The organism is Delftia sp. PX-1 (assembly GCF_055797465.1).
This window is the reverse complement of record NZ_CP184763.1, coordinates 728,940-742,192: the sequence shown is the minus strand read 5'-3', so window position 1 is coordinate 742,192 and position 13,253 is coordinate 728,940. Positions and strand designations below refer to the sequence as shown.

Annotated in this window: 13 protein-coding genes; 9 read left to right on the top strand and 4 right to left on the bottom strand. The window is 67.8% G+C overall.

The genetic code is table 11. The features are described 5' to 3' along the window. Nucleotides 1-8: 8 nt before the first annotated feature. Genes ACN20X_RS03460 through ACN20X_RS03450 form a run of 3 tightly spaced genes read left to right on the top strand, consistent with a single transcriptional unit; the run spans nucleotide 9 to nucleotide 3,166 of the window. The gene (locus ACN20X_RS03460) at nucleotides 9-1,268 is read left to right on the top strand and encodes a TRAP transporter large permease (RefSeq protein ID WP_473210284.1); all 1,260 of its coding nucleotides are present in this window, start codon (nucleotides 9-11) and stop codon (nucleotides 1,266-1,268) included. A gap of 33 nt (nucleotides 1,269-1,301) precedes the next feature. Continuing rightward, nucleotides 1,302-2,162, top strand: coding sequence for a transketolase (locus tag ACN20X_RS03455; RefSeq protein WP_151020330.1), 861 nt, complete (start codon nucleotides 1,302-1,304; stop codon nucleotides 2,160-2,162). Next, on the top strand, nucleotides 2,159-3,166 hold the full coding sequence (locus tag ACN20X_RS03450) for a transketolase family protein (protein ID WP_279493715.1): 1,008 nt from the start codon (nucleotides 2,159-2,161) through the stop codon (nucleotides 3,164-3,166). Before ACN20X_RS03455 ends, ACN20X_RS03450 begins: the two co-directional genes overlap by 4 nt. A gap of 12 nt (nucleotides 3,167-3,178) precedes the next feature. On the opposite strand, the gene ACN20X_RS03445 is transcribed toward ACN20X_RS03450, so the two are convergent. From ACN20X_RS03445 to ACN20X_RS03435, 3 genes are all read right to left on the bottom strand, one after another. After that, nucleotides 3,179-3,859 carry a winged helix-turn-helix domain-containing protein gene (locus ACN20X_RS03445; protein ID WP_016450599.1) on the bottom strand — a complete coding sequence of 227 codons (681 nt, stop codon included), beginning with the start codon at nucleotides 3,857-3,859 and terminating at the stop codon, nucleotides 3,179-3,181. Between the two features lie 28 nt (nucleotides 3,860-3,887). Continuing rightward, entirely contained in the window at nucleotides 3,888-5,321 is a 1,434-nt protein-coding gene (locus tag ACN20X_RS03440; RefSeq protein ID WP_235434694.1) for a hypothetical protein, read from the bottom strand. A 115-nt stretch (nucleotides 5,322-5,436) separates the two neighbouring features. Next, nucleotides 5,437-5,643: a hypothetical protein gene (locus tag ACN20X_RS03435; RefSeq protein WP_151020832.1), complete on the bottom strand. Its 207-nt coding sequence runs from the start codon at nucleotides 5,641-5,643 to the stop codon at nucleotides 5,437-5,439. Between the two features lie 143 nt (nucleotides 5,644-5,786). On the opposite strand from ACN20X_RS03435, the gene ACN20X_RS03430 reads away from it, so the two are divergent. Further along, a complete protein-coding gene (locus ACN20X_RS03430; RefSeq protein WP_016450601.1) occupies nucleotides 5,787-6,836 on the top strand; it encodes a porin in 1,050 nt (349 codons plus the stop codon). Between the two features lie 155 nt (nucleotides 6,837-6,991). After that, the gene (locus ACN20X_RS03425; RefSeq protein ID WP_043790802.1) at nucleotides 6,992-7,318 is read left to right on the top strand and encodes a CzcE family metal-binding protein; all 327 of its coding nucleotides are present in this window, start codon (nucleotides 6,992-6,994) and stop codon (nucleotides 7,316-7,318) included. Between the two features lie 116 nt (nucleotides 7,319-7,434). On the opposite strand, the gene rpe is transcribed toward ACN20X_RS03425, so the two are convergent. After that, a complete protein-coding gene (gene rpe, locus ACN20X_RS03420) occupies nucleotides 7,435-8,118 on the bottom strand; it encodes a ribulose-phosphate 3-epimerase (RefSeq protein WP_016450603.1) in 684 nt (227 codons plus the stop codon). Nucleotides 8,119-8,234: 116 nt separating this feature from the next. On the opposite strand from rpe, the gene apaG reads away from it, so the two are divergent. The 4 genes from apaG to ACN20X_RS03400 all read left to right on the top strand — a co-directional run bounded on the left by apaG (nucleotide 8,235) and on the right by ACN20X_RS03400 (nucleotide 13,237). Beyond that, nucleotides 8,235-8,642, top strand: coding sequence for a Co2+/Mg2+ efflux protein ApaG (gene apaG, locus ACN20X_RS03415; RefSeq protein WP_016450604.1), 408 nt, complete (start codon nucleotides 8,235-8,237; stop codon nucleotides 8,640-8,642). A gap of 52 nt (nucleotides 8,643-8,694) precedes the next feature. Next, nucleotides 8,695-10,662: a site-specific recombinase gene (locus ACN20X_RS03410; RefSeq protein ID WP_016450605.1), complete on the top strand. Its 1,968-nt coding sequence runs from the start codon at nucleotides 8,695-8,697 to the stop codon at nucleotides 10,660-10,662. Nucleotides 10,663-10,860: 198 nt separating this feature from the next. Continuing rightward, the gene (locus tag ACN20X_RS03405) at nucleotides 10,861-12,123 is read left to right on the top strand and encodes a cation:proton antiporter (protein ID WP_016450606.1); all 1,263 of its coding nucleotides are present in this window, start codon (nucleotides 10,861-10,863) and stop codon (nucleotides 12,121-12,123) included. Then, nucleotides 12,113-13,237 carry a YbdK family carboxylate-amine ligase gene (locus ACN20X_RS03400; protein ID WP_013804717.1) on the top strand — a complete coding sequence of 375 codons (1,125 nt, stop codon included), beginning with the start codon at nucleotides 12,113-12,115 and terminating at the stop codon, nucleotides 13,235-13,237. Before ACN20X_RS03405 ends, ACN20X_RS03400 begins: the two co-directional genes overlap by 11 nt. Nucleotides 13,238-13,253 lie beyond the last annotated feature (16 nt).

Below are 13,253 nucleotides of genomic sequence, written 5' to 3'. Positions count from 1 at the left end.
AGGGTGCCATGTCCTTCATCATGCTTTTCGTCTTCATGGCGGGTGCCGTGATCGCCATGCCCATTGCGCACGCGCTGCTCATGGGCGCCATGGCGGCGGCGGCCACCTCGGACCGCGTGCCGCTGGACCTGCTGGTGCAGCAGATGGTGGCCCAGGTGCAGAGCTTTCCGCTGATCGCCATCCCGTTCTTCATGCTCACCGGCTCGCTGATGATGGGCGGGCGCCTGGGCGAGGCCCTGGTGGGCGTGCTGTCGGCGCTGATAGGGCGCTTTCACGGCGGGCCGGCCCAGGTGGGGGTGATGTCGTCCACGCTGTTCGGCGGGGTGTCGGGCTCGGCCGTGGCCGACGCCTCGGCCATCGGATCGCTGATGATCCCGTGGCACAGGCGGCTGGGCTATCCGCCCGCGTTCTCGGCGGCCACGCTGGCGGCGGCGGCCACCATCGACATCCTGATCCCGCCGTCGATCCCCATGATCCTGTTCGCGCTCAGCGCCAATGCATCGATTGCGGCGCTGTTCGTGGCGGGCATCGTGCCGGGGCTGCTGATGTGCGCGGGCTTCATGGGCGTGTGCTGGTGGGTGGGCCACAGGCGCGGCTTTCCGCGCGACACCACGCCCTTCGCCTGGCCCGCCTTCCGGCGCCACCTGCTGTACGCCAGCCCGGCCCTGCTGCTGCCGGTGCTGATCATCGTGTTCCTGCGCTTGGGCATCGCCACGCCCACCGAGGTGGCCGTGCTGTCCACGCTGTATGCGGGCCTGGTGTCGGCCGTGGTGTACCGCGACCTGGGCTGGCGCCGGCTCAACGATGCGGTGGTGCATGCGGGCCTGGCCACGGGCGTGGTGCTGCTGGTGATCATGGCCTCGTCGGCCATCGGCTGGCTGCTGACCTTCGACCGCATGCCCGACGGCATCGTGCAGTGGGTTCAGTCGCATGTGCATTCGGCCTGGCTGGTGATCGTGCTGATGAACCTGCTGATGCTCTTCATCGGCATGTTCATCGACCTGCCGGCCGCCGTGCTGCTGCTCACGCCGGTGTTCGTGCCGCTGGCCCAGAGCATCGGCATGGACATGACCCAGCTCGGAATCATGATGGTCGTGAACCTGGCCCTGGGGCTGTACACGCCGCCCGTGGGCACGACGCTGTTCATCACGAGCTCGCTGGCCCGGGTCAAGGTGGGCCAGACCGTGCGCGAGCTGATTCCCTTCTACCTGGTGGCGCTGGCCGTGCTGGCGCTGGTGTCCTATGTGCCGGCCAGCATCCTGCGCTGAGCCGCGCGCCCTTCCATCCCTAGGAGACGATGCATGAACCAAGAACTGCAACAGCGCCTGGACCGGCTCGCGGCCTGTGCCTGGCGCATACGCCGCCGCGCCCTGCAAATGGGCGAGGTGCAGGGCCAGGGCTACATAGGCCAGGCCCTGGGCTGGGCCGATGTGCTGGCCGTGGCCTATGGCGACGCGCTGCGGCTGCGGCCCGATGAGCCCGTGTGGGAGGGACGCGACCGCTTCCTGCTCTCGCACGGCCACTACGCCATCGCCTTCTACGCGGCCCTGGCCGAGGCGGGCATCCTGTCCGACGAGGAGCTCCAGACCTATGGCAGCGATGACAGCCGCCTGCCCATGTCGGGCATGGCCAGCTACACGCCGGGCATGGAGATTTCGGGCGGCTCGCTGGGCCAGGGCCTGCCGACCGCCGTGGGCATGGCGCTGGCGCTGCGCCACAAGGGCAGCGATGCCTTTGTCTACAACTCCATGTCCGACGGCGAGCTGGACGAGGGCTCGACCTGGGAGGCCGCGCTGTCCGCCGCCCACCACGGGCTGGGCCGGCTGATCTGCCTGGTGGACGTGAACAACCAGCAGGCCGATGGCCCCTCCACGCGCATGCTGGGCTTCGAGCCGCTGGCCGACAAATGGGCCGCCTTCGGTTGGCATGTGCAGCGCGTGGACGGCAACGACCTGGCCCAGGTGGTGCAAGCCTTCGACGCGGCGCGGGCGCTGGCCGAGGACCGGCCCCGCGTCATCCTCTGCGACACGCTGATGGGCAAGGGCGTGCCCTTCCTGGAGCAGCGCGAGAAGAACCATTTCATCCGCGTCGATCCGCCCGAGTGGCAGCAGGCCATCGCCCTCCTGGACGCATCGCAACCCCTGGAGCCCGCCCTGCCATGAACATGCCTCTTGCCACCCCCAAGCCCCGGCCGACCACCTCGGCCATGATCGCCTCCATCGCGGCCGAAGGCCAGCGCGTGCAGGCCGCGCCTTTCGGCAAGGCCCTGGTGGAGCTGGCCGCCAGCCGCCCCGACGTGGTCGGCCTGACCGCCGACCTGGCCAAGTACACCGACCTGCACCTGTTCGCCCAGGCCCACCCCGGGCGCTTCTTCCAGATGGGCATGGCCGAGCAGTTGCTCATGGCCGCCGCCGGCGGCATGGCCAAGGAGGGGCTCACGCCGTTTGCCACCACCTATGCCGTCTTCGGCACGCGCCGGGCCTACGACTTCATCCACCAGGTGATTGCCGAGGACAACCTGGACGTCAAGATCTGCTGCGCCCTGCCGGGCCTGACCACGGGCTACGGCCCCAGCCACCAGGCCACGGACGACCTGGCCATGATGCGGGCCGTGCCGGGGCTGACCATCGTCGATCCCTGCGATGCGCTGGACATCACCCAGGCCGTGCCCCAGATCGCGGCGCACCGCGGCCCCGTCTACATGCGGCTGCTGCGCGGCAACGTGCCGCTGGTGCTGGACGAGTACGACTACCGGTTCGAGCTGGGCAAGGCCAAGATGCTGCGCGAGGGCCGCGAGGTGCTCATCATCTGCAGCGGCTTCATGACCATGCGCGCGCTGGAGGCCGCCCAACTGCTGGCCGCCGACAACGTGGGCGCCGCCGTGCTGCACTGCGCCACCATCAAGCCGCTGGATGTGCAGGCCATCGTGCAGGCCGTGGCCAGCGGGCCGCGCCTGGTGGTGGTGGCGGAGAACCATTCGGTGGTGGGCGGCCTGGGCGAGGCCGTGGCCGGCGCTCTGCTGGAGCGCGACGTGCGGCCCGCGCGCTTTCGGCTGGCGGGCCTGCCCGACGCCTTCCTCGACGCGGGCGCCCTGCCCACGCTGCATGAGCGCTACGGCATCAGCGCCCAGGCGCTGGCAGGGCGCATCCGGCAGTGGCTGGGGTAGGCAAGGCTGCGGTCACGGGGAATCTGTCCGCAGCGCCAGCATATAGCCCATGCCGCGCACCGTGTGCAGCAGCTTGACCGCATAGGGATCGTCGAGCTTGCTGCGCAGCCTGCACACCGCCACGTCCACGGCGTTGTTCAAGGCATCCACGGGCAGGCTCCAGACCTGCTCCACCAATTCGGCACGCGAGACCACATCGCCCTGGCGCTGCAGCAGCAGCCACAGGACGGCGAACTCCTGCCGGGTCAGGTCCAGCCGGCGACCGGCGCGTTCGACCCGCTTCTTGGACAGGTCCAGCACCAGATCCGCCAAAGTCAGGCGCATGCCCTCCCGCCCGGCGGACCCGCGCATGCGCAGCCTTGCGCGGGCCAGGAACACCGGCAGCCTGATGGGCTTGACCAGGTAGTCGTCCGCGCCGTGCTGCAGGCAGAACACCTGGTCCTCCAGGCTGTCGTTTGCGGCAACCACGATGGCGGGGGTGCTTGTGGCCCGGCGCAGGGCCTGCAGGACCTCTCGCCCGCTCAACCCGGGCAGGTCCAGGTCCAGCACCACCAGGCTGTAGGCACGGCTCAGTGCCATGTCGCGGCCCTGCCGGCCGTCATGCGCGACGTCCACGTTGAACCCGTCCTGGCACAGGCCCTGGCACAGGTACTGCGCCGATGGAGGATGGGCGTCCACGATCAGGACTTTCATGCTCGCTCCTTTGACCGCACGGCAAGGCTCAGGCCAGCACCTGCCTGAGCATCTGCTGCTGCCGTCGCGCCCATTTCGTGCCGACGCGGATGGCCTCGCGCTGCCGGGAGGAGGCGGAGGCGAAAAAGACCGTCTCGCTGATCTGCAGCCGGTGGAACAAGCGCCGCAACTGCAGCGAACGTGCCCGCAGCGATCCTTCCGGCACCAGGGATTCCTGGCGCTGCGCCGAGAACAGGAAAGCGGCCTGCTCCAGGCAGCAGCGGGCCTCGGGCGTGGTCGCGGGCACGGCCCGGGGCTCGCACAGCCGTGCCTTCGCCACAAAGGGGTTGTGGCCCACCACCAGGCCCCAGGGCCGCATGGCGGTCAAGGGATCGACCGACAGCGCCTCCTGCTTGGTGAGACCGAACGCCCGCGCCAGGCGCAGCCGCATGGCCAGCCGCGGCGCATCGGGCCGCACCGCCTCGATGGCCGTGAGCGCCTCCTCGTCGCCCCCGTCCACGGGCAGCAGCAACGAGCGCAGCAGCAGCCCGGCCTGCTCGTCGTCCTTGGCCGCCGCGGCATGGAGCAGGGCCACGCCCTGCTCCATGGATTCGATGCGTGTGGCGTCACGCAGCACCAGCGCACCCAGGCGGCGCTGGGCCTCCGCCAGGCCGTGCCGCGCCGCCTTCTCCAGGCAAAAGCGCGCCAGCGTGGGATTGGCCACCGAACTGCGGTAGTCGGAACACAGGCGAAACAGGTGCAGCCAGGCGACGGCGATGCCGCCATCGGCGGCGCGCAGCAGCAGGGCTGCCGCCTTGCGCAGGTTCTGCGCGTGCACGAGGTTGTCTGGCGCAAGGTGAGCGCAGGACTGGCCGGAAAGCGCCCGCCCCAGCGCATGGCAGGCGTGCAGGTCGCCATCGGCGGCGCAGCGCTCCAGGCTGCTTTCTATCCAGCCCACCGCCAGCCGCCCCAGGCCATGGCCTGCCACCTCCGCCTGGTGAACCAGGTCGGCGATCAGCTGCTGTATGGCGGGACAGGCAGCGGCATGGGGCAGATCGCCCAGGAGCTCCAGCATCTGCACTGCGCGTGGCGACTGGCCCATGGCCATGGCCTGGCGGGCTTCGCTGGCCATGACCTCGGCAATGTCCTGCGGCTGGACGGCGCGCAGGATCTGCAGGACCTGCAGCAACTCGCCGCAGGTGAGCGCGGATGCGCCGCCTGCCCCGTGGCACGGAAGGGAAGCGCTGCACCGGCCCAGGCATTCCAGCGCCAGATCGAGTTCCCCCCGGATGAGATGCCATGCGGCGAGCTTCTGGCGCCCGACATCCTCGTACTGCGCAGCGATCCTCAAAGGCTCCAGCAGCCCGTGCTCCAGCAACTGCCTCAGCGGCAGATGCAGGGCCATGCAGACCGAGGCCTGGCGCCTGGCCTGGGGCAGTGCGGCCTGCAGGTAGCCGAGCCCCACGGAAATGCTTCTGGGCACGCCCGGACCCCCTGCCAGATAGGCCTCCCCGAGCTGAAGCCTGGCCCCCGTGTCCCCTCTTCTTGCCAGCATCCTCAGCTTGACATCCTCGCGACGCATTTTCTGTCCCCCCCGCCTATCTTTCAATACCCACCCACAGCCGCATCAGCGATACGACACGGATTATTTTTATTTCACCGGAGTCAATCCCCTGAATGCTATCAATGCCCAACATCCATCCACCCGACAGCCAAGTGACATTCAAGACATTTTGAAGAAAGGTAACTGTCATGAATGGCAGCCCCTCCCTTCTGGTGTTGGCGGGGTGGAACAGGTTTTGCACGAAAAGCCTGTGAATGGCTTGCCATGCCCTGCCCATTTCTTTTCAAGACCGACTGCGATCGCCTGCGGATTCTAGTATTTACCACAGCATCCGTTTTGAAAATGGATGCGCATGGAATCCACCATTCAATACAAGGATCAGGCATGAAATTCAATCGCATATTGGCGGCAGCATTGCCCGTCATTTCGCTGGCGGCCAGCGCGCAGTCATCCATCACCCTGTTCGGCATCGTAGACGTCAATGCGCGCTACGTGAGGAACAGCGACCTGCCTGGCAACCTGACCATGAACAACAGCGGCCTGGCCTCCGGGCGGCTGGGATTTCGCGGCGACGAGGATCTGGGCGGCGGACTGAGGGCCGGCTTCTGGCTGGAGTCGGACGTCAATGCCGACACGGGCACGTTCAGCTCCACGGGCAAGTTCTTCCAGCGCCGTTCCACCGTGAGCCTGTCGGGAGGTTTCGGCGAAGTGCGCCTGGGCCGCGACCTTTCGCCGGCTTCGGCACATACCTACAAATACGATCCGTTCGGCGTGATCGGACTGGGCGGTTCCGCCGTGGCAAGCCGCATGCCGGACGGCTTTTCACCGTCCTACTACCGCCGCGACAACGCGATCCAGTACCTCTCGCCCAGCCTCTGGGGCCTGCGTGCGGAATTCATGTACGCCATGGACGAGAACCCATCGAGCAACGTGGGCCGCCACGTGGCAGGCCGGGTTCACTACGAAAACGGTCCATTGAGCCTGTCGCTGTCCTATGGCACGACCGACATCGGCGCCGCCGGCGCCAAGTTCAGGCAGTATGGCGCGGGCGCCTCGTACGACTTCGGTTTCGCCAAGCTCATGGGCCACTTCCAGCGGGAGGACCTGCCTTTCGGCACCTACGGCAGCAGCACCCTGGGCTCCGAGGACCGCTGGCTGCTGGGCATGACGGTTCCCGTGGGCAGCGGCCATCTCCGCGCCTCCTATGTGCGTACCGATTCGCGCAAGGGTCCGGTGGCATTCAATGGCAGCGATGCGAACAAATATGCCATCGGCTATGTGCATGATCTGTCGCGCCGCACGGCCTTGTATGGAACCGTGGCCCGCATATCCAACAAGGGCAATGCGAATTTCGCCCTGTCGGGCGGTGCACCGGGGCTTGCTCCCAAGGGCACGTCAACGGGTGCGGAAGTGGGCATACGCCACAGCTTCTGATTCCCTTTCCGGGATTATTCCCGCCAGCGTTGCAAAACCGCTGGCGGCAGGCCGGGCAATGCCCTTTTGCCGCATTTGCCAAACCATTGCCACGGCCTGCCATCCATCCATGTTCCGTTTGAATTGAAAATCCCATTTGCGCCAAGGAGCATTTCATGAAAAACATCAATGCCCTGTATATCGCAGGCATTTTTCTTGCCTGCCCAATGGCCCATGCGGACACTTTTCCCAACGGTCAATCGCACTACGGCTCGCCCGCGCCTGCAGGCTCCTACCGTAGCGTCGATCTGTCGCAGAAGACGCCCATCAACGTCACCTGCGGCGAAACCCTCAATTTCACCAGCAAGGGCAGGACATTCGCGTGGAAGGTCAGCTCCATCCGGCACAGCCATGTGCCGGTGGCGCGCTTTGCGCCGCCCGGTTTCGACACGCAGGGCCGCAGCATCTTCGTCATGCCCGCAGAGCACGAGCGAGGCGGCTGAAGGGGCCGCGTCGCTGCGGCCTGCGCTGCGCAAAATCCAACTCAACGCAACTCGACGCAGCAAAAAAAGGGCCCGCAATTCGCGGGCCCTTTTCGTTGCTGGAGGCAGGCCGAAGCTCAGGCCGCCAGGGCGCCGCGCATGGCGTCGATCACGGCCTTGTAGTCGGGCTTGCCGAAGATGGCGCTGCCCGCCACGAAGGTGTCGGCACCGGCATCGGCCACGCGGCGGATGTTGGTTTCCTTGATGCCGCCGTCCACCTCCAGGCGGATGTCGCGGCCGCTGGCCTCGATGCGCTTGCGCGCGGCCTCGATCTTGCGCAGCGTGCTGTCGATGAAGCTCTGGCCGCCGAAGCCGGGGTTCACGCTCATCAGCAAGATGAGGTCGATGTCGTCGATGACCCAGTCCAGCACGTCCAGCGAGGCGGCCGGGTTGAACACCAGGCCCGGCTTGGCGCCCTGGGCACGGATGTTCTGGATGCTGCGGTGCACGTGGGCCGTGGCATCGGGGTGGAAGCTGATGTAGTCGGCGCCGGCCTTGGCGAAGGCCGTGGCCAGTTCGTCCACGGGCGTGACCATCAGGTGCACGTCGACGGGCACGGGCTGGCCGTCGGGCGTCTTCGCATGGGGCTTCAGGGCCTCGCAGATCATGGGACCGAACGTGAGGTTGGGCACGTAGTGGTTGTCCATCACGTCGAAGTGGATCCAGTCGGCGCCGGAGGCGATCACATTCTTGACCTCGTCACCCAGACGGGCGAAGTCGGCAGACAGGATGGAGGGGGCGATGCGGTAGGTGGGGCTCATGGCCTGCGATTGTCGCAGCTAGCCCATACCGGCACCAGCGACGGCACAAAGCCATGGGCGGCGGCGCGTGGGGACGTTCGCAAGCCGGTACATTGCGGGCAGTTACCATTGCCGCCATGCCCATGAACGAGTTCCAGGTCCAGGTCCGCCCCGCCTTTTTGCCAGAGCAATCCGCTCCAGCGGCAGGCGTGTACGCCTTCTCCTACACGATCACCGTGACCAATACCGGCCAGGTGCCGGGCCAGTTGATCGCGCGCCACTGGATCATCACCAACGAACTGGGCCATGTCGAAGAGGTCAAGGGCCTGGGGGTGATCGGCCGCCAGCCGCTGCTGCAGCCCGGCGAGACCTTCGAGTACACCAGCGGCTGCCAGCTGCGCACGCCCAACGGCAGCATGCAGGGCACCTATCTGTGCATCAGCCACGAGGGCGAAGTCTTCGAGTGCCCCATCCCGCGCTTTCATCTGCAGTCGGGCGCTGGCGGCGACAGCTTTCCAGACCCTGACAACCGCGTGCTGCACTGAGCGCGTTCCTCGGGGGAGGCGCTAGTCTTCCGCCCTGCCGCAAGACCCCTACATGAAGCGAATCACCCAAGACCTGCCCGGCCTTCTGGCCGCACTCGACCCCGAGGCCGACCTCGCGCACCGCCATATCTGGCTGATCCACCTGCTGGAGTGGGTGCGCGCGCCCAAGCCGTCGGTGGACGGCGCGGTGCAGCGCGTGCAGTTGCTGGTGGAGGCCGTGGAGGCCGATCCGGCCGTGCGCCAGCGCCTGCATGCGTGGTGGCTGCGCTTCATCGATACCGTGGACATCACGGCGCTGCTGGCCGATTTCGGCTTTGCGCCGCGCACCAACATGTTCAGCGAGCTGTCCGAGCGCGTGCGCTACAAGCTGCTGCCCAGCACGCCCGAGACGGTCGATGCCTCCGAGCTGTTCATGCTGGCCATGCCCGACGAATTCGACGCGCGCTGGCTGCACGCGCTGGACGCGGCCCTGCTCGAGCGCATCGCCGTACTGCTGACCGATGGCAGCGAGGGCCAGGGCAGCAGCTTCTGGCAGAACAGCCTGCTGGGCTCCATCACCTATTGCACGGGACAGATCCTGTCCACGGGCTTCTCGCCCGAGCTGCGCCTGCGCATGGACGAGCAGGCGCGCGATGACCAGCCCTTCCACGCCCTGATCCACGATGCGGAAAGCCTGCGCGTGGAGGTGCTGCACGCGCTGCGCACCAACGACCGGCGCGACGCGGCCGAGGCCCGGCTGCGCGAACGGCTGGATGCCTGCCGCGCGGCCGTGACATCGGTGTACGCGCATTTCGAGTCCGAAGGCATTTCGGTGGGCCTGGTGTTTCGCCTGCGCCAGCTGCGCGCGCGCATCCTGCGCGTCAGGCGCCTGCTCGACTGCCTGCTGGCCGACAACCGCGCCACCGAGACGGCCGACCTGCTGGCCAACCTGGTGTCCGTGGGCATCGAGCGGCGCAGCCTGCGCGCCCTGCTGGCCACCAATACCTCGCTGCTGGCCGCCAAGGTGGCCGAGCGCAGCGCCGAGACCGGCGAGCACTACATCACGCGCACGGGCCGCGAGTACCTGTCCATGGTGACCAAGGCCGCCGGCGGCGGCTTCGTGATGGCCTTCACCACGCTGCTCAAGTTCGCGCTCTACGCGCTGGGGCTGTCGGCGTTCTGGGGCGGGCTGGCCGCAGGCATCAACTACTCCATCAGCTTCGTGCTGATCCAGCTGTTGCACTTCACGGTGGCCACCAAGCAGCCGGCCATGACGGCGCCGGCCATGGCCGCCAAGCTCAAGGACCTGCGCGCCAGCGAGGCCATCGAGGAATTCGTGGACGAGGTCGCGCACCTGGTGCGCTCCCAGGTGGCAGCCGTGCTGGGCAACGTGCTGGTGGTGCTGCCCATGGTGCTGCTGCTGTCGCTGGGCTATGCCCAGCTGTTCGGCCACACGCCCATCGACGAGCCGCATGCGATTGCCGTGCTCGATTCGCTGAGCCTGCTGGGCCTGTCGCCGCTGTTCGCTGCCTTCACGGGCGTGCTGCTGTTTGCCAGCAGCCTGATCGCGGGCTGGGCCGAGAACTGGTTCGTGCTGCGCCGGCTGGACTCGGTGATCCGCTACAACCCCGGCATCACGCGCTGGCTGGGCGCCGGGCGCGCGGATCGCTGGGCGCATTTCTGGCGCAAGAACATCTCGGGCTTTGCTGCCAATGTCTCGCTGGGCATGATGCTGGGCCTCGTGCCGGCCTTCGCGGCCTTCTTCGGCCTGGGGCTGGAGGTGCGCCACGTCACGCTGTCGGCCGGCCAGATCGGGGCCGCCATGGCCGCCCTGGGCTGGGAGGTTCTGCACTCCGACATGTTCTGGTGGGCGATTGCCCTACTGCCCATCAATGGCGCGTTGAACGTCACTGTCAGCTTTTATCTGGCATTCCGCGTTGCGCTGAGGGCACACAATGTCAGCGGAGTCGACCGCTCGCGCATCTATTCGGCCATCCGCCGCCGTCTGCGCACAGCGCCGCTGAGTTTCTTCCGCCCCTGAGCCTGCGGGACCTCGGGAACCACGCGGAACCCACGTGCTGGCGTGCCCGCCCGGCCTTGCAGCCTGGCAGTCACGCCAGTGGATCGCCAACGAAGTGTCCCCGTGCCAGGCGCACGGGACGCGGGCTTGCCCGCGCCGCAGGGAAGGCCTTGCGGAGCTTCGCTTGCGGGCCACTGGCTCGCGCAAAGGACGTCGCTGATGAATGACATGCTGAGCTTCTGGGAACCGTGGCTGCGGCCTTCGGCCGGGCTGGCCACGGTTCAGTGGTCCCTGCTGCTGGCCGTGGCCACCATGGTCGGCTATGCCTGCCAGCGCCATGCCGCCCTGCCCAAGGTGGTCGGCTACTCGCTGGTCGGCGGCATTGCCGGGTTGATCGGCTTTGGGGCCAACACCACCTGGCCGCTGCAGGGCACGGGGCTGTTCCTGCTGGAGCTGGGCGTGGCCATCGTGCTGTTCGAATGCGGCGGGCGCATCACGCTGCGCTGGTTCCGCCACAACCCCATGGTGCTGGTGCAAAGCGTGGCCGAGTCCGCGCTGACCTACGTGCTGGTCTCCCTGGTGCTGGGCTGGCTGGGCATGGCCCCCGAAGTGGCCGGGCCGCTGGCCCTGGTGGCCATGGCGGCCTCGCCCCTGGTGCTGACGCGCGTGGTGGCCGACATGCGTGCCGCAGGCGCCGTGACCGATCGCGGCCTGGTGCTGTCCACCCTGTCCACGCTGTATGCGCTGGCCCTGGGCAGCGCCAAGGCGGGCATGCTGACGCAGCCCAAGGCCGGCTTCGTGGCCTCGATCATGCCGGTGCTGGTGGTGCTGGGCGTCTCGGTGGCCGTGGCCCTGGTGCTGGCCGTGCTGATGCGCCTGGCGCTGCGCTTCATGAGTCCGGCCAGCGAGAACACCTCCATCCTCTTTCTCACCCTGATCTCGGCCAGCGTGCCGCTGACCTCGTACCTGGGCGGCTCGGCGCCGCTGGCGGCGCTGCTGGGCGGCATCCTGCTCAAGCAGTTCAACCCGCGCCCCTGGGCCTGGCCGCGCCAGCTGGGCACGGCGGCCTCGCTGCTGACCATGCTGATGTTCGTGCTGGTCTCCACCGTGGCCGCACAGGCCGACTGGAGCGCGCCGGTGGCCGGCGTGGTGGGCGCCGTGATCCTGGCGCGCCTGGTCGCCAAGACCCTGGGCGTGGCCGTGGGCAATGTGGGCACGGGCGCCAACTGGCGCCAGGCCTTCTGGGTGGGCTGCGCCATGGCGCCCATGTCATCGGTGGCGCTGCTGATCGCCTCGCAGTTCGTGGCCGCCGCGCCCGAGCTGGGCGCGCAGATCGCAGGCGTGGCCCTGCCCACCATTTTGGTGATGGAGGTGCTGGGCGCCGCCCTGGCCACCGTGGCCATCTACCGCTCCGGCGAAAGCTCCCGTCCCTGGAAGCCGCTGAGCCGCTCGAACACCGCAGGAGATGAACGTGAGTCTTGAAGCCTTCAACTCGTCCGAACCGCTGACCCTGGGGGTGGAGCTGGAACTGCAGCTGGTCAACACCCACGACTACGATCTGGCCCCCTACGCCGAGGACATGCTGCGCCTCATGCTCAAGAACCCGCTGCCCGGCAGCGTGGTGCCCGAGATGACGAACAGCATGATCGAGATCTCCACCAGCGTCTGCCATTCGGCCTCGGAGGTGCTGGGCCAGCTCAGCCAGATCCGCGATGCCCTGGTCAAAAGCGCCGACAAGCTCAACATCGCCGTGGTGGGCGGCGGCACCCACCCCTTCCAGCAGTGGCATGAGCGGCGCATCTACGACAAGCCGCGCTTCCAGGAGCTGTCGCAGTTGTACGGCTACCTGTCCAAGCAGTTCACCATCTTCGGCCAGCACGTGCACATCGGCTGCCCCGACGCCGACGCGGCGCTGCTGATGCTGCACCGCATGTCGCGCTACATCCCGCACTTCATTGCGCTGTCGGCCTCCAGCCCCTACGTGCAGGGCCACGACACGGCCTTCGACTCGGCGCGGCTGAACTCGGTGTTCGCCTTTCCGCTGTCGGGCCGCGCGCCCTGCGTGCTGCACTGGAGCGAGTTCGAGCAGTACTTCGACAAGATGACGCGCACGGGCGTGGTCAAGAGCATGAAGGACTTCTACTGGGACATCCGGCCCAAGCCGGAGTTCGGCACCATCGAGATCCGCGTGTTCGACACGCCGCTGACCATCGAACGCGCAGCCGCCCTGTCCGGCTATGTGCAGGCGCTGGCCGCCTGGTTCATGGACACCCAGCCCTTCACGCCCGTGGAGGACGACTACCTGGTCTACACCTACAACCGCTTCCAGGCCTGCCGCTTCGGCCTGGAGGCCGTGTACGTGGACCCGGCCACGGGCGAGCACATGCCGCTGGCCGACCACATCCTCAAGACCATGGATGCCGTGGCCGACTACGCGGCCCGCCATGGCGCCGCGCCCGCCCTGCACCTGCTGCGCAGTGACGTGGCCGCCGGCAGCAACGATGCCCGCTGGCTGCGCGAACGCCAGCGCAGCGAGCAGCTGCTGGCCGAGGTCTCGCGCCAGGCGGCCATGCGCTTTCGCGGCCAGGCCGTCTGAGGCCTGCGTTCAGCGC